Source organism: Streptomyces sp. NPDC047853 (assembly GCF_043204535.1).
Lineage (GTDB): Bacteria > Actinomycetota > Actinomycetes > Streptomycetales > Streptomycetaceae > Streptomyces.
In genome coordinates this window covers 24,226-40,378 of record NZ_JBIDCI010000028.1, presented here as the reverse complement: position 1 = coordinate 40,378, position 16,153 = coordinate 24,226, and the positions used below count along the sequence as shown (strand labels likewise).

14 protein-coding genes are annotated in these 16,153 nt (G+C 70.5%); 7 read left to right on the top strand and 7 right to left on the bottom strand.

The window, feature by feature from the left end:
* Window positions 1-685 precede the first annotated feature (685 nt).
* From ACGF5T_RS33180 to ACGF5T_RS33170, 3 genes are all read right to left on the bottom strand, one after another.
* On the bottom strand, window positions 686-1,390 hold the full coding sequence (locus tag ACGF5T_RS33180; protein ID WP_366768375.1) for a ScbR family autoregulator-binding transcription factor: 705 nt from the start codon (window positions 1,388-1,390) through the stop codon (window positions 686-688).
* A gap of 979 nt (window positions 1,391-2,369) precedes the next feature.
* Window positions 2,370-2,849: a diadenosine tetraphosphate hydrolase gene (locus ACGF5T_RS33175; RefSeq protein WP_361019161.1), complete on the bottom strand. Its 480-nt coding sequence runs from the start codon at window positions 2,847-2,849 to the stop codon at window positions 2,370-2,372.
* 433 nt (window positions 2,850-3,282) lie between these two features.
* Window positions 3,283-5,247 carry a cytochrome P450 gene (locus ACGF5T_RS33170; RefSeq protein WP_366768376.1) on the bottom strand — a complete coding sequence of 655 codons (1,965 nt, stop codon included), beginning with the start codon at window positions 5,245-5,247 and terminating at the stop codon, window positions 3,283-3,285.
* 532 nt (window positions 5,248-5,779) lie between these two features.
* Between ACGF5T_RS33170 and ACGF5T_RS33165 the strand changes: the two genes are divergently transcribed.
* The 3 genes from ACGF5T_RS33165 (at window position 5,780) to ACGF5T_RS33155 (ending at window position 8,196) form a co-directional block, all read left to right on the top strand.
* Window positions 5,780-7,099, top strand: coding sequence for a ScbA/BarX family gamma-butyrolactone biosynthesis protein (locus ACGF5T_RS33165; RefSeq protein ID WP_392890166.1), 1,320 nt, complete (start codon window positions 5,780-5,782; stop codon window positions 7,097-7,099).
* Window positions 7,100-7,516: 417 nt separating this feature from the next.
* Window positions 7,517-7,813, top strand: coding sequence for a DUF1778 domain-containing protein (locus ACGF5T_RS33160; protein ID WP_356609840.1), 297 nt, complete (start codon window positions 7,517-7,519; stop codon window positions 7,811-7,813).
* Window positions 7,810-8,196: a fic family toxin-antitoxin system, toxin component gene (locus tag ACGF5T_RS33155; protein ID WP_361019499.1), complete on the top strand. Its 387-nt coding sequence runs from the start codon at window positions 7,810-7,812 to the stop codon at window positions 8,194-8,196. Before ACGF5T_RS33160 ends, ACGF5T_RS33155 begins: the two co-directional genes overlap by 4 nt.
* Before the next feature lie 199 nt (window positions 8,197-8,395).
* Here ACGF5T_RS33155 and ACGF5T_RS33150 read toward each other — a convergent pair whose 3' ends face one another.
* Window positions 8,396-9,700 carry a hypothetical protein gene (locus tag ACGF5T_RS33150; protein WP_366769161.1) on the bottom strand — a complete coding sequence of 435 codons (1,305 nt, stop codon included), beginning with the start codon at window positions 9,698-9,700 and terminating at the stop codon, window positions 8,396-8,398.
* A gap of 550 nt (window positions 9,701-10,250) precedes the next feature.
* Window positions 10,251-10,862, bottom strand: coding sequence for a ScbR family autoregulator-binding transcription factor (locus ACGF5T_RS33145; protein WP_356609846.1), 612 nt, complete (start codon window positions 10,860-10,862; stop codon window positions 10,251-10,253).
* Window positions 10,863-11,257: 395 nt separating this feature from the next.
* Here ACGF5T_RS33145 and ACGF5T_RS33140 point away from each other — a divergent pair, with 395 nt between their 5' ends.
* On the top strand, window positions 11,258-11,968 hold the full coding sequence (locus tag ACGF5T_RS33140) for an HAD family phosphatase (protein WP_366769162.1): 711 nt from the start codon (window positions 11,258-11,260) through the stop codon (window positions 11,966-11,968).
* Window positions 11,969-12,442: 474 nt separating this feature from the next.
* Here ACGF5T_RS33140 and ACGF5T_RS33135 read toward each other — a convergent pair whose 3' ends face one another.
* Complete coding sequence (locus ACGF5T_RS33135; RefSeq protein WP_392890163.1) at window positions 12,443-13,315, bottom strand: alpha/beta fold hydrolase; 873 nt, start codon at window positions 13,313-13,315, stop codon at window positions 12,443-12,445.
* 79 nt (window positions 13,316-13,394) lie between these two features.
* On the opposite strand from ACGF5T_RS33135, the gene ACGF5T_RS33130 reads away from it, so the two are divergent.
* On the top strand, window positions 13,395-13,988 hold the full coding sequence (locus tag ACGF5T_RS33130) for an ABATE domain-containing protein (protein ID WP_356609852.1): 594 nt from the start codon (window positions 13,395-13,397) through the stop codon (window positions 13,986-13,988).
* 79 nt (window positions 13,989-14,067) lie between these two features.
* Here the strand turns inward: ACGF5T_RS33130 and ACGF5T_RS33125 are convergent, their stop codons facing one another.
* Window positions 14,068-14,613, bottom strand: coding sequence for an AAA family ATPase (locus tag ACGF5T_RS33125; protein WP_356609854.1), 546 nt, complete (start codon window positions 14,611-14,613; stop codon window positions 14,068-14,070).
* A 528-nt stretch (window positions 14,614-15,141) separates the two neighbouring features.
* Here ACGF5T_RS33125 and ACGF5T_RS33120 point away from each other — a divergent pair.
* Window positions 15,142-15,405 carry a hypothetical protein gene (locus ACGF5T_RS33120; protein ID WP_356609856.1) on the top strand — a complete coding sequence of 88 codons (264 nt, stop codon included), beginning with the start codon at window positions 15,142-15,144 and terminating at the stop codon, window positions 15,403-15,405.
* 185 nt (window positions 15,406-15,590) lie between these two features.
* Window positions 15,591-16,070 carry an excalibur calcium-binding domain-containing protein gene (locus tag ACGF5T_RS33115; protein WP_366769164.1) on the top strand — a complete coding sequence of 160 codons (480 nt, stop codon included), beginning with the start codon at window positions 15,591-15,593 and terminating at the stop codon, window positions 16,068-16,070.
* The last annotated feature ends 83 nt before the right edge of the window (window positions 16,071-16,153 follow it).

The following is a 16,153-nucleotide window of genomic DNA, read 5'->3' as shown; positions in this document are numbered from 1 at the left end:
CCGACGGTGGCGCCCGGCCGGGCCGGCCGTCGGCGCGCGGGCACGGGGACGGAGGCGTGCGGGTACCGGTGAGCGGCCCTCGGGTGCCGATGCCGGCGGCACGACGATGCCCGGGCGCCGCACTTGGCGGCGCCCGGGCAGGGCATGGGGCGTCGCCGCTCGAGGTGGCCCCTGCCCCGCCCGGCAAAGCGGAACGCCTCATGTCCGCCCGCAGCACTCATCAGCCCAGCGGACCGGGGCCCGGGGCCCGGGCGCGCTGGTGACACCTACCGCGGCGGCAGACCGGGCCCCGGCCCACGGCTCCCGCCTGCGAGGCGTTCACGCCGGCCACCCGGCCCCGGCCGTCCCGCCGAGGTGACGGGCACCCACCCCGCCCTCCCCGTCGCGGTGTCGGCCCTGCACCGCCGGGCTGCCGCAGCTTCGGGGCCCGGCACCCCGGATCGGATGCATCCGCCCTCCCGCCCGGGCCCCCGCAGGCGTACCCGCGGCCGGCCGGCCGGCGGGCGGGCAGGCAGGCAGGCAGGCAGGCAGGCAGGCGGAGACGAGCACGGTTCCCGCAGGCCCCGCCCCTCGCAGGCCCGGCCCCTCGCAGGGCGTTCTCCGGTGCCGCCGCACGCTCTTGCCGCCAACCGCGGCAGCCCCCGGGAAGGGCCCGGGGGTGCCAGACGCGTGCGGGGGGCGGGGTTCAGGCGGGTGCCGCCGCCGTCTCCGGCAGGCGTTCGCGCTCGTGGGCGCTGCCGGCCGTCTCCTCCAGCAGTGCGTCGCTGGCGGTGCCGAGGCGCGCGGCGCGTTCGGTGGTGATGTCCAGGCTGCTGAGGACGGCGGGCACGGCGATGCTGGGCAGCAGGTGCCGGAAGAGGGCCACCACCCGTTCCTCCAGGTCCTCGCGGCCGGCCAGGATCTGCGAGTACAGCTGGGTGCCGGTCCAGGCCGCGGAGAACAGCCAGGCGCTCTCGGCGGGCTGCACGTGCGGAAGGAGCTCGCCCTGTTCCTTGGCGGCCGCCAGCAGCGTCTGGGAGGCCCCGATCCACTGCCCGATCGCCGACGAGCCGTACTCGGCGCGCAGTTCCTGTTCCAGACTCAGCCGGGCCACCGCGCTCACCAGCGGATCCCGGCGCATGCGGTAGGCCACGGTCAGGCCCGTGTCCACGAACTCCTGGAGCCGGCAGGCGGCGGGCTGCACCCTGATCACGGAGAACTGCTGCTCCAGCACCCCCTCCGCCAGCGCCTGCTTGGAAGGGAAGTGGAAGTACAGCGCCCCCTTGGTCACCCCCGCCCGCTTGAGGATCTCCCCGATGGTGGCGGCCTCATAGCCATGGGAGTCGAACACCTCGGCCGCGGCCTTCAGGATCGACAACTGGGTGCGGATCGCTCGTTCCTGCCGAGCCACGGAACCTCCCGACGGTCTTTGCCCCAGGAACGTGCGAGCCCCGCCGTTCCTTGACCAAAACAAAACCAGGGAGTCCGTATTTTAGCAAGCCAGCACGTGTCAGTACGACCGGACTTCCACCATCGCTTCACGCCCGCCCGCCCCCGCCGGCCCCCCGCATTACTGGTCACAGCAGCAAGCCGCCGCACCGGCCACCCCGCACCACACACCGCGCTTTCACAACCGGACGTGCGGATTCGGCTGACCGGCAACCACCCCACCCCCCAGCAAGACCCACCGAACCCCCCACACAGCACCACAAACCCCCAGCACCAAACACCCCACCACGAGCACCGTCCCCCCGGGCCCGCAGAGGGCCAAGAGGCGGCGCCTGCGCGGTGGAGTGCCCCGGCGGCGGGCGGCTGCGGGTGCGCAGTTCCGGTGGCAGCCGGCCTGGCCGAAACAGCGACAGGCCGGGCGCCACCGGGCACCGGACCCGGCCGGAACAGGAACAGGAATCGGAGCAGGAATCGGAGCAGGTCCGGACCGACCGGGAACCCGGAGCGGGGAAGACGAGGGCATCGGACGGAGGACGGCGTACTGCATCCGGTGCCGGCCCCGCCAACACCCCTCTGGACAGGACGAGTGCACCGCACCGCCACCTCAACGGCCGGACCCGGCACCCGGACCCGCGCCCCGGCCCGCCCGAAACTGACCGCCCTCAAGGCGCCCGGCTCAAAAGAGCCCCCTGTTTTCCGTGACGGCCCCGGACACCCACCACACCGGATACGCCGGCCGGGCCGGGAGCAACCCCACCGCAAGCACGGCAGGCACCCGCCCCCCTCCCCCGGGGTCCGCGCGCCGGCCCACCGACCCGCCGGCCCGCCGAGGCCCGGTGGGGGGTGAAGGGGCGCGGGCCCGGACGGGCCAGGGCAGGGAAGGGCCCCTACCGCCGGACCAGTTGGTGAGACCGGCAAGCCGGCGCGGCGGGCCGGGAACGTCAGGCCACCGGACCCAGCCGGTCCAGTTCACCGCCGAGCGCGTCCCGCAGCACGTCATGCTGCGGACCGAGCCGGAAGCGCTCCTGACTCCACCGCTCACGCGGATACAGCCACACCGGCGCACCCACCACATCGGCCGGCTCCCACTCGAACCGCGGCCAGACATGCGCATGCAAGAACGGCTCCCTGTTCCCCAGGATCTCCAGATTGACCCGCCGGAACGCCGGATCCATCCGCCGGCAGACACCCTCGACCGCTTCACCCAGACGGTCCATGTCCGACAGGAACGCCAGCCGCTTCACCCTCGGCAGATCCGACAGCCGCTGCACACCCGGCTCGTCCACGAGCAGAACCGAGTAACCCGGCAGGAACTGCACATCCCCGATCACCGCGAACCCCGCCGCCAGCCGCCGCAGCACCGTCGGGTTCTCACCCCTCAGCGCAGCCCCGACCCGGTCCGCCCGCCAGTCACCACCCACCACCACACCCCCACCCCCCATGACCGAAAACCGCCCCCAACCCCTCAACCCTCAGCCGCTGCACAGTCCAAAGACCAGACAAGCAGAGAAGGGAACAGCCCCGGGCAGGCATCCACCAATTCCCCTCAGGGCAAAGACCCGAAAGCCTCCACCCCCGAACGCCTCCACCCCCGAACGCCTCCACCCCCGAAAGCCTCCGGCCCCGAAAGCCTCCGGCCCCGAAGGCCGGAGAACCCGAACGCCTCGGACCCGAAGGCCTCGGACCCGGAGGCCTCGAAGGCCGGAGAACCCGAACGCCTCGGACCCGAAGGCCTCGGACCCGGAGGCCTCGAAGGCCGGAGGGGGGAAGGGATGCGGGAGGGTCTGAGGGCCAGGGCCGGCCGCGGGGCACGTCTTTGCCGCGGCCCTGGCCCTGCCCCCTGCTTCCTTCCCGTCAGGCGGTCGCCGCCCGGGCACAGGGCGCCGCCGGCCGCTGTCCCGCCCGCCCCTCCCGCATCCCCGCCCCGGCATCCGCCGCAGGACCCAGCAGCACCGGCAGCTCACGATGGCCGTTGGAGATGAACGACTGCAGCGGGCGCAGCTTGTCGTAGTCCACCGCCAGCCGCAGCTGCGGGAACCGGGCGAACAGCCCGCTCAGCGCGATCTGGGCCTCCATCCGGGCCAGCGGAGCACCGATGCAGTAGTGCGTCCCGTGCCCGAACGACAGGTGAGCCCGGCGCGTGGCGCGGGTGACGTCGTAGCGGTCCGCGTCCGGGCCGTGCACCTCCGGATCACGCCCCGCCCCCGCGAACGAGATCACCAGCGGATCACCCGCCGACACGGCGACACCCCCCACCTCGAGATCGGCGACCGCATAGCGCAGGATCCCGTTCGCGCCCGGCGCCTCCAGGCGCAGCGCCTCCTCCACCGCGTCGTCGAAGCCCGCCGCACCCGAACGCACCAGCTCCAGCTGGTCGCGGTGGCCCAGCAGCAGCGCGATCGTGTTGTCCAGGAGATTGACCGTCGTCTCATAGCCGGCCGTGTAGAGCAGGATCAGATTGTCCACCAGCTCCCGCTCACTGAGCCGCGAACCGTCCTCGTCGCGCACCGCGATCAGCGCACTGGTCAGATCGTCCCCCGGCACCCGGCGCTTGCACGCCACCAGATCATCCATCATCTGATACAGATCCGCGGCGTTGGCCTGCGCACCGGCCAGCGACACCGACGTGTCGAAGAACCCCAGAATGATCCGCCGCAACCGCTCCCGGTAGACGACCGGAATACCGAACAGCTCCGTCAGCACCCGCATCGGCAGCACACACGCGAACTCCCGCCGCACATCCACCACCCCCTGCTCTGCCCGGCCCGCCAGCTCCTCCAGCAGCCCCGCACAGATCTCCTCCACCCGCCCCCGCAGCAACTCCACCCGCCGCGCCGTGAACGCCGACGCCACCAGCCTGCGCAACCGCGCGTGATCCTGCCCGTACGCGGTCACCATGTTCCGCACCGACACCCAGATCGCCAACGGCCACGACCGCGCCACCCGCCCCTGACGAAACGCCGGCCAATGCCGGTACGCATCCTTCGACACCCGCTCATCCGTCAGCAACTGCCTGATCTCCCGCTGCCCCGTCACCACCCACGCACCCACACCCCCCGGCAACACCCCAGCCGTCACCACACCCCGCTCCCGCAACCGCGCCGCCTCCCCCTGCACATCCCCACCCAACGCATCAAACACAAACGGACACCCACCACCCCCCAACCCCCCACCCACCACACCCACCGCGCCCGGCGCGACCCCACCCCGCCCCGCACCCACACCCGGCGCAGCCCCCACGCCCTGCACATCCGCATCCGCATTCGCGACCTGCGCACTCACGCCCGCCGGCCTACCCGGGCCGGCCTGCACGGCCTCCACCGGTGCACCCCCAGCCGGAACGGCACCCAGCGCAGCCGTCACCGGACCACCCACACCCGGACCACCCACGCCCGCCGGCACGCCCGCGTCGGACTGCACCACTCGCACCGGACCATCTCCGCCCGGCACATCCGCATCCGCATCCGCGACCTGCGCACTCACGCCCGCCGCCCTACCCGGGCCGGCCTGCACCGCCTGCACCGGTGCACCCCCAGCCGGAACGCTCACGCCGCACCGCACCGCCTGCACCGGTGCACCCACGGCCGGCACCACACCGGCCGGAACGCACTGCACGTCCTGCCCGCCCGTGCCGGGCACGCCCACGCCCCGACCCCCGGCCGGCCCGCCCCGCGCCTCCACCCGGCGCCCGGCCCGGTCCGCGTGCCGCCCGCCCGCGCCCTCCCACACCTGCGACTCCCGCAGACCCTGCGACTCCCGCGGCCCCCGCGGCCCCTGCGGGTCCTGCGGGTCCTGCATCACGCCCGTGTCCGTGTCCATGGTCACTCCCCCTGCGCCAGACCCCCGCACCGAAGCAGCGACAGAAAAAAGGGGGTCCCCGACAACAACCCCCCAAAAATAAAACCGCTCACCCGGTTTAATCAACGGCGGAAAAAGGCCAGAATCCACCCCGCACACCCCCGGCAACACCCCCGCCCACGGAACCCCGCCCACCGCTTCACCCACCCATAACCAGCCACCCCCGCCCACCCGCCCCCACCCCGCACAACCGGAAGACGACCACCCGCACCACCCACCCCGCACCCCGCCCCCGGAAGCCCTCCCACCGCTTAATACCGGGCCCCGGACCCCCACCCACCCCCACCCGGGCACCCCCGCCGACACCCCCGCCAGGCCACCCGCCGGCGGAAGAGATCCCCCCGTTTCCCGCCCCCGCCCACCCCCGCACAACACGCCCCGCGAAAGCCCCCGAAGCGCCTTGAAAAGAAAACCGGTGAGTCTGTATCTTATGGCTCCGCCGAACTCTTGAGCCCATCACCCACCAGCACAACCACGTGGAGAGGCAAGAGACATGACACCCCTGACAACCCACCAGGACCAGCCCACCCTCCCCCGCCAAAGACAAGCCCCCAGCACCCCGGCCACCCCCGCCACCGCCACCGCGACAACCCCCCACACCCCGACCACCCCGACCACCGCCACCCCCGCCCTCACCGCCGCAGCCCACACCCCCACAACCCCCACCCCCACACCCCCGCTCACCACCACCGTCCCCCGCCAATACGTCCACCGCGCCAGCCACGCCGAAGTCTTCCTCACCTCAGGCCAACGCCTCACCGACAACCACTTCCACCTCACCGCCCAATGGCCCCGCACCCACACCTTCTTCACCACCCACCCCACCCACCACGACCCCCTCCAAGCCGCAGAAACCATCCGCCAAGCCGGCCTCTACCTCGCCCACACCCAATTCAACGTCCCCCTCGACCACCACTTCCTCCTCTGGGAACTCAACATCACCACCCACCCCCACCCCACCCCCCACACCACCCACCACCCCCGCCAACACCCCACCGAACTCACCCTCGACGCCACCACCCCCCACACCACCCACAAAGGCAAACGCCTCACCGAATTCACCATGCACATCAACATCCACCACAACCACCACCTCACCGCCACCGGAAGCGGCCGCTTCACCTGCATCACCCCCCGCACCTACCAACGCCTCCGCCCCCACACCACCCCACCCCCCACCACCCGCCCCACCAACCCCCACCTCATCCCCCCCACCCACACCGGCCGCAACCACCCCACCGACACCGTCCTCACCACCACCCCCCACCCCCACACCTACCTCCTCACCCCCGACCCCCACCACCCCATCCTCTTCGAACACACCACCGACCACTACCCCGGCATCCTCCTCCTCGAAGCCGCCCACCAAGCCCACACCCACCACACCACCACCCACCACAACAACCCAGGCAACCCCCGCCACGGCAACGCCCACAGCGGCCACAACGGCAACAGCGGCCACAGCAACCACAACGCCCACAGCAACAACAACGCGAACAACGACGGAAACAGCAACAGCAACAGCAACAGCAACAGCAACAGCAACGACAACAGCCACGGCAACGTGAACACGAGCAGAACCGGAAGCGAAAGCACAAGCAAGGGCGGGAACGCGGGCCCCTACACCACCACCCTCAACACCACCTTCCACCACTACGCCGAATACCACACCCCCCTCCACATCCACATCACCCCCCACCCCACCACCACCCACACCACCCACCACACCACCCACACCATCACCGGCACCCAAAACAACACCACCATCTTCACCACCACCCACACCACCACACCCACCACACCCACCACCTAACAACCCGGCCCCCTGGACACCCGCCCCCAACCCCCCGCACCCGGCGCCAGCCCCACACCCCCAGCCACGCCCCCTCCCGCCAACACAGCCTGGCCCATCAGCACACGGCCGGTGATCGGACCGGACTGCCGCTGCCGACGCGAGACCATGACACTTCATGGCAATGCCTTCGTCCGGCTCGGGGAGCGAGATGCCGCTCCGCCTCGAAGGATCGCACCGCCACCCAGCCAGCCGGTGGCACCGCCTCGGGACGGGTTCGCGACAATCTCACGGAGGGCGGCCACTCGGCTTGGTCCAGGGTTTCCCTGTTCATACCGGACATCACGCAAGATCCGCCACCGCGCCCGGCGAGTACCGGCTGCCCCTGCGAGAGCGGCATCATGACGAGCCGATGGTACCGCTGGTACCATCGAGGGTATGTCGGATCCCAAAGCGATGAATCTGCGGTTTCCCGACCCGGCACAGCGGGCGGCCATCGCGGCGGCCGCCAAGCAGGCGGGAGTCAGCATGCAGGAATACATCCTGTCGGCCGCCTACGACCGGGCGACGGCGGTGGAGCAGCGGTTCCTGGAGGGCTTCAAGGCGTCCATGGCCCGCAGCGGTGCGGCGTTCGCGGCCGAGCCCAATAGCACCGATCCTGGCGCGCAGCAGCGGGCGAGCGAGCGGGAGGCGCTGGGAGATCTTCAGCAGCAGGACCGGGGCCGCGCCGCGTGAGCGAGCAGGAAGCGCTCCACCCGCTCGACGTCACGTTCCTGTTGCACGCCGCCGAGTTGCTCGACGGTGATCCGCAGGTCGACGACCTGGGGCCGCTCTATGCGGCCGTCGCCCGGGTCAACGCCCGAGCCTTGGAGCGGGATGTCTACGGATCGCTGCACCTCAGGGCCGCCGCCCTCCTGCAGACCTTGGCGAAGCTGCCATGCCTGGAACACTCGAACGAGGCGTTCGCCTGGCACGCGACCGAGGCCTACCTGATCCTCAACGCGCACGCCCTGGACTATCCGCCCAAGGCGGCCGTCGCGCTGGTACGCGACGCATCCTCCGGCGTGCTCGGCGTCGCCCGGATCGCCCGGCAACTGCGCGACTGGGCTGCTACCTGACCCAACCCATCTGTCCCGGCAGCCGACTCCCGGTGCGTACGGAAACCGGCCACGGTCTGCAACGCACCTGTCCTACCTTTCCGGTGAAAGCAGCCCACACGCCGCGAGACTCCTCCCCCGCGAGCACTCTCGGCTCCTGGCCGGGTGGACTGCCCCAGGGTCGTGCAGGCGGCGGCACGGAGCCGCGGCCGGTGTTGGCTCACATCCGCTGACACGCGGACCGGATCTCTTCCAAAAGGGTTCGGTAGTCCTCACCGTAGGTGGCCACGGCCGCGTACACCGCGTCCAGGGCCGCCTGGAGCGGGTCGGCTTCGGCGGCGGCGAGCAGCGCGGGCAGAGCCATATGGGGCTGGGACATCCGCAGGGAGGGGTCCGGCTCGCCGAACGTGACCAGTACTGCGTAGGGCACCGCCTCCCGGGACTGTGGTGCCGGTGGTGCGGCACCGTCCGCCGGCACCACCTGGGCGACCGCGGGACCTGCGACCCTTGGGAGCGGCATCGGCTCGGAAGCCGGTGTGTGCGTGCCGCTGCGGGTGGGCGGCTCGAAGGGGGGTCGCCCGGGCGGAACGGCCCGGCCGACGGTTCTGTCTGGGACACGTGGGTCCGTTTCCAGCGCCCGCCACGCCTGGGCCGAGTCATCGAAGGGCGGCGGTAGCGGTCGGCCCTCGGCCAGGGCGGTGAGGCCTGCGGCGATCCAGTCGAGGTCGGTGAGTCCGGCCGCCTCACAGGCGTGGCGCGCGGCCAGCAGCGCTGTCGCCCGCTGGACCTGGGGCGTGGCGGCGTCGATGGCGTGGACGAGGTCGGGGTCGAAGGCGAGCAGACCGCGCACATTGCCACCGACCTCGCGCAGTGCATGGCTCGGCTGTCGGCCGCCCCATTGCCACCGTTCGTGAGCGAGCCGACGTTCTTGTTCGGCTTTCTCCTGCGCGAGGCGGGCCTGGCGCTCGGCTTCGGCGCGTTCGGCCGCTGTGGGTGGGGCCGGCTGACATCGGGCGTAGTCGTGCCAGTACCCGGCCGCCGCCGAGGTCTGTTTCAGGAGGCGGTCCGGTGCGGGCGGAGCGGGCCAGAACTGCAGTAGGTAGCGGTCCAGTTGTGGCTCGTCGTCGAGCCGGGTGTCCTGGCGGTGTGCTTCGTCCATGCCCTGGGCGCAGTAGCGCACCCGGTAGTCCGTCTCTTCCAGGTCCAGGGCCCAGGATGCCTCCCCCGCCCACTGCACGAGAGCGCTGGCGGCCGAGACGGGTCGGAAGGACACCTCCACCACGTCCTCCCACGCCGGATCCAGCGGCGGGGCATGGTCATGCACCTCGACGGTGAAGGCGACACCGCCCGTGTGCAGCCCGGTCGACAGCCACAGCGCGCCGGGTACCGCAGCCCCGCACAGCCCGGCGCTCTGCCCGGCGAAAGACTTCTGGAGGTCCAGGCCGAAGCTGCCTGGATCACTTTCGACATAGATTTGGCCGTAGTGAACGTGGACTACATCCTCGACAGGCCTGCGCACCCTCATCCCCCTCTCACCGGGAACACGTGACTCTAGGCAACCTACGGCACGGCACTGACAGGGAGCCGCGCTGCTCACTGGGGAGATGAGCACGGCTGCCTCACCTGCACGTCGTGTAGCCGCTGCCTGGACGGTCCGACCAGCACCGTGATTAGAGACTCTTGCTGACGGATCCACAGCTGGCTGCTCACGACGGTCCACCGGTAAGGCGGCCGGCGGGACTGGTGAGGCAGCGGCCTGAGCGCGCACCGCGTGGGAGCGCACCGGTGCGGTGATCCGCACCGAGCCCATCCGGTGCGCACCACCGTCCATCCGATGCGCATCCACTCGGTGAATGGTGCGCGCACCGGTGCGGTCGGCGCGCCGGGAGGGGCTGGCTGTGGCGAGTTGTTGGAGAGAGGCGCGGTGAGCAGCGCGGCAGCGACGACCCTGGCGAGGCGCGGATGCGCGGTCGCCGTGTGAAACCGGTGGGCAACTCGCTGGGCGGCGTGCGCGGTGAGAGGCAAGGGCGGTGGGCAGTGCCGCCAGAACTTCGGGAGCGACGCGCACGGGTGCGTCACCGGCCTGCCGGGAGGTTCCCGCGGGACGGTTGCGGCCGGAGGGATGGCAGGGTCAGGTGCCACCAGTCGGTCAGGCGGTCGTCGAGGACGGTCGTACCCTCGAGAGCCTCAGTGAGGGTGCACAGGCCGAAGAACGCGCGCACGAGAGTCCGGGCCGTGCGGGCGGGACGGGCGCGCTCGTTGATATGCCCTGCTAGGCGGGCCTGCGCGAGCAGTCGCGTGGCGGCGGCGGTCCACAGCGCGAAGGGGTCGGGAACGGGAGCCGTGATGAAGGTGCGCTCGGCCCACAGACGGGCACCGGCGCGCGTCACGGGATCCCGGGCGAGGTCGTGGGCGATTTCATAGCTGAGGGCAACGAGCCGTTCGAGCGGGGGGACCGTCTCGTCTCCGTAGCGTGCAGCGAGCTGAGACCAGGTGGCGAACCGGTCCTCGACGACGGCGACGGCGATGCCCTCCTTGCCGGTGTAGTGGAAGTAGACCGCGCCGCTGGTCCGGCCCGACCTTGCACTTATGTCATTGACGCTGGTGGCCGCGTATCCCTGTTCAGCGAACAGTTGGGCAGCCGCTTCCAGCAGTGACCTCCGAGTTGCCTTCGCCCGTTCTTGCAACGTTCCATCCGCCCTCGCTCTGTTCTCATACCGGTCACGAATTTAGTGCGCCAGCGTACGCCCGGAGCCCAAACAGCCACTTTGATGGGGCAATTACGCAGTTCTTTCGAGCGCGAACACGTGCGAGTGGTAATGGACGCAAGGCGCTCCGGGCCCGGCACAGCCGAGCACGCGTGTCAACTGATGGGCGAGCACGCGGTATTGACGGTCTCGGCAACTGCATCACGGCTGTCGCCGCGCCCCGGCCATACGCCCGTTTCCGACGCCCGTCGAGTCACCAAAAAGGGTTATTGCCCGATTTGCCTGGACGGAAATAACGTAGCGGAAACTATCCTTCCGTTTCCTGTGGATACGGAGATACCGCATGCGTGCATGCGAAGGCATGGGAGGCCCCGGTGACCACCTCGGACCACGATCTGCTCGACTGGACGCCCGAAGCCGTCGTCTTCGACTGCGACGGCACCCTGATGGACAGCGAACGCCACTGGCGGGAGGCTCGCAGCCGGGCCTTCAGGGAGCACGGACTCCAGCCACCGCCCGGGTTCGCGGAGCAGGCCCTCGGTCTGCACTACAAGGACTGCGGCCGGCTCATGGCGCAGTCCGTGCACAAACCCGAACTGACCGAGGACCTGACAGCCGCGCTTCTCGACCACTTCCTGGCACTCGTCACCGACGAACCGGTGACGATGCCAGGTGCGGTCCGGCTCGTACGACTGCTCTCCGACCGGTTGCCACTGGCGGTGGCCAGCAACTGCCCGAGGGTCGTGGTCGAAGGCAGCCTGGAACGGGCCGGGCTGCTCGCGCACTTCCAGCACCTCGTCGTCCCCGACACCGGGGACCGCGTGCGCCCGAAGCCGCACCCCGACGTGTACGCCGTAGCAGCCCGGCTCTGCGATGTCCCCCCGCACCGGGCGCTGGCGGTGGAGGACTCCCTGACCGGTGTGGAAGCGGCCCGCCGGGCCGGCCTGCGGGTCTTGGGCGTCGGTCCCCGGCCACAGGGCGACGGCGCCACCCGGGCCCACGGGTGGTTACCGGCGCTCGACGCTCCCGAACTGCTGGCCTGGGCCCACGCCCTTGGCGGCTCGCAGGGGACGCGAGAGCTGTGACAGCCCGCCGAGATCCGGCAACGCCAAGCGCTCGCACTCCCCCGTGGCACGCTGGTGCGGCGGGAAGAACATGATGCGGTGGGCCGGGCCAGGGCGCGTCACCGGTGCCCGGGTTTCCGGCCCTCGCCCCGGGGCCGCTCGCCGGAGCTTGCCCAGGCGCCTTGACCGTGGCCTTGATCGCTGAGACGACAATGGCCGGCTCCGGATCGCGGTCCTTGTGGTCGTCCATCGCGGCGAGGAAGTCGTCCGGAGTGAGGTCGACGCCGACCCGAGGTCGGCCATCGCGCCGGATCATATACCCATCTGGGGTATATATCAGGGTCCGGGGTAGTGCGGTGTCATCGAGCGTCCCGCTCCCGCCCGGAGCCGCCGACCGCGTTGACCGCGCTGCCGGAGACACCGTTGCGAGCAGGCTGCCCGCAACGGCGCAGGGGTGGCGCCGTACAGCGGTCACACAGGGGCGGACGGGCCCGGTCACTTCCAGGTGCGGTCGAGGAAATCGGCGATCAGCGGAGCGATCGCCGGCAGGTGGGTTTCCAGAGCGAAGTGTCCGGTGTCGAGGAGGTGGAGTTCAGCGTCGGGCAGATCCCGGAGGTAGGCGTGGGCTCCGGGTGCGATGAAGAAGGGGTCGTGGGCTCCCCAGGTGATCAGGGCGGGCGGCATGTGCCGACGCAGCCACGCCTGCCAGCGTCCGTAGCTGTCGATGTTCGTGCGGTAGTCGAAGAAGAGCGCCAACTGGGCTTCCTTGCGGCCCGGCTGGTCCAGGAAGTGCTGGTCCAGGGTCCAGCCGTCCGGGGGGAGGAGCTCAGGGTCGGTGACGCCGGCCTCGTACTGGTAGCGGGTGCCGGGCAAGGTGAGCAGGTCGTCGAGCGCAGCCTCGGTGCCGGGCTCCCGGGGGTCCGCGAGGAGCACGCCGCGGGCCGCCTCCGACAGCCCGTCCTCGTAGGCATTGCCGTTCTGCACGACGAGGCCCGCGATCCACTCGGGGCGGCGTTCGGCGAGACGGAAGCCGACCGGTGCGCCGAAGTCGAACACGTACATCACGAACCGGTCGAGGCCGAGCTGCCGGACGAACCCCTCGGTGATGTCGGCGAGCCGGTCGAACGAGTAGGTGAAGCCGTCCGGGACCTGGGTGTGGCCAAAGCCCGGGTAGTCCGGCGCGATCAGCCGGTGGCGGCAGCCCAGCACGTCGATGAGACGGCGGAACTGATGCGACCCGGACGGGAAACCGTGCAGAAGCAGCAGCACGGGAGCGTCGGCCCGGTCGGGGAGGGACTCGCGGTAGAAGACCCGGACCCCGTCGACCTCCACGTGGCGGTGGACGGTACTGGCGACTGAAGCAGACACATCTAACCCCTTCATTGGCGGTACATGCGTTAGGCACAGCCAGACTAACGGGTCAGCGCACGGATGTAGAATTAGCTGCATGAGCACGCCTGTACCTCCGACCGGGGAACCGCTGGCCCTGGACCTGGTCAACACCCGCCCGACCGTCGGCGACCTGCTTGCCACCCCCGACGACCTGCGCACATGGTGGGCCCTCCAGGCCGACCGCCTCCCTGACGCAGCGCCCGAACAGGTCACGGCCGCGGATCTGGCCGCCGTCCAGGCCGTACGCGAACACACCGCCCGCGCCCTCGCCCACGTACGCCGGGGCGAGAAGCCCACGACTGTCGACCTGGCCGCCCTCAATGAGGTGCAACGCGCCGCACCCGCGATCAGCGAGTTGGCGTGGGACGGATCGGCGGTGACCGCCAGGCGCAGACGCCACGGAACACCAGGCCAGCGTCTGGCCGCCTGGCTCGCGGAGGCTGCCGCCGAACTTCTGGCCGATCCGGCGGTGACCAAGATCCGGGAGTGCGAGGCACACGACTGCGTGCTGCTCTTCCTGCCCGCCCACCCCCGCCGCCGCTGGTGCTCGGCCGCCCGCTGCGGCAACCGCGTGCGCGTCGCCCGCCACTACCAGCGACACAAGAACGGACAGCCCCCGCCCCGACCCTTGCCTGCGCATCAGAAATGAAGCAGGCCAGGCCCGTCATCCGCTGCCGCCACTGACGGCGGGCAATGAGGTCTTCTCAACGACCTTCTGTCGGGCTCTCTCAGCTGACGATGCGAGCCGTGGCGAGGTCAGCGAGGATCTGATCCACGGTTTGGTGGGGTGTCTGGTCCGACGTGTCCAGCCAGAGCCCGCGGAGCGGGGTGTCACGGCGTAAGACGTCATCCAGGATGTCGACCGTCCAGGGGCCGCCGTAGCCGTCCTTGTCGCGGCCGGCCTCACGCGCTGCGACTGCTTCGGGGCGGGGGGCAAGGACGACCAGATACAAGGGCCTCGCGGTCACGGCATCAAGGTAGGCATCCAAGTACTCGCCGAGAACGACGTCTTGGACGACAACGGTCCATCCCGCCTGCGCGTACAGGTCTGCGACCGCAGCCGAGGCCTGGTAGCGCAGTCGCAGCTGAGCCGTTGCCTCGACGGTCGGCTGCGGCGTGAACTCCTCGCGACCGGACACGATCATCCGCCGGAAGCTGTCGCCCCGCAGGTGCACAGAACGTGGAAGCCGCTCAGCCAGCAGCTGGGCAACAGTGGACTTCCCTGACGCCATGGCTCCGGTGACGAGCACGACTGCGGAACCGAGACCCTGCACTGTTGGCCCCTGTCATGGTGCACCTGAGTCAGAACTACCGTGAAACCCCTGATAGGACAGGTCTCACCACAAAGCCATGTCCGTAACCACCCAAGGCTTCACATCGGTCACCAATGCTGCCACGCCCCACGCCCCACGCCCAGACGTGAACCACCTCGCCCGTCTGCCCCAGCCACGCCACGACGCCGGATCGGCACTCCGCACGACTCGCGGGCACTCGGACCGTCCCGGCAGGCCGCGCCGGCATAGCGCCGGCTCCCGGAACGCGACTGCGCACACCGCCCGGCGCTGGACGCCAGGACTCAAATCGCCGAAGCGCACCGAGCGAGCATCCGGCGGATCTGCGGATCAAGGGCACGGCACCAGATATATGCCGTGTGGGCCACCGCCGCCCGTCGGACGCACCCGACTCATGGCCCTGTGCCCCTTCCGACGAGATCACCAGTCGCATAACATGACAGAGCAGACGAATACCGGCACGCGCCGAGGGCACTCCGTCCCCGACCCCCACAGGAACGGAGCCACCCAATGATCGTCAAGAAGATGCACGACATGGGCGTCAAGAGCGAGCACGCCTACCTGGCCGCCTTCGCCTCCATCGGCCTCACCGTCGTCGCCTGGGCCGCCAGCCTCAAGGTCGAACCCGGCGTCAACGTCGACCGCGCCGACCGCTGGGGCCTCTTCGTCGGCGAATGGGCGCCCACCTTCTTCGGCCTCGGCCTCGCCCTGTCCCACTACGAGCAGCATGACGGCACCCTCACCGACAGCGGCGTCCACGTTCGCGAAGTCTGACAAGCCGGCGAGCCGCAGCACCGCGGCAGCACCCGCGTACAGCGGGCGCTGCCGCGTTCGCATGCCGGACTGCCAGTGCCACTCTGGCCTCAACCGTCACGGACGGACGACTTCTCCCCCGCACCTTCACATTTCCTCCACACTGCCGCTACCGTCAACGCTTCAACAATCACCTCGGGGGGATCATGGCCAACCCATTCACACCGCCGGCATCAGGACGACCCGCACCGAAGTGGGCGAAGAAGCGCTACGTCGGGCCCGCCCTCGCCCTCGCCTTCTTCCTCGGCATCGGAGCCGGCGCCAGCGACACTCAACCGAAAGACGACGCCAAGACCGTCGCCGCCAAGCCTCGACCCACCGTGACCGTCACAGAAACCGCCAGCGCTGAACCCGAGCCGGCCCCCACCGTGACGGAAACCGTCGAGGTTGAAGTCGAAGTCACCCAGACCGTCACCGCCGCACCCGCCTACGACAACGGCGGCAACGGCGGCAACGGGAACAGCGACAGCGACAGCGACAGCGACAGCGACAGCGACAGCAGCGTCTACTACGAAAACTGTGCAGCCGCCCGCGCCGCCGGAGCCGCACCCGTTCAAGCAGGGGAGCCCGGCTACGGCCGCCACCTCGACCGCGACGGCGACGGCACCGGCTGCGACTGGGGCTGACAGACCATGGCCCGCCGAGACGGGGGGTGCTCGGCGGGCCTGCGTTCGGTTCGGCACGGTTCGTGACAGGACGGGCGGCCTCC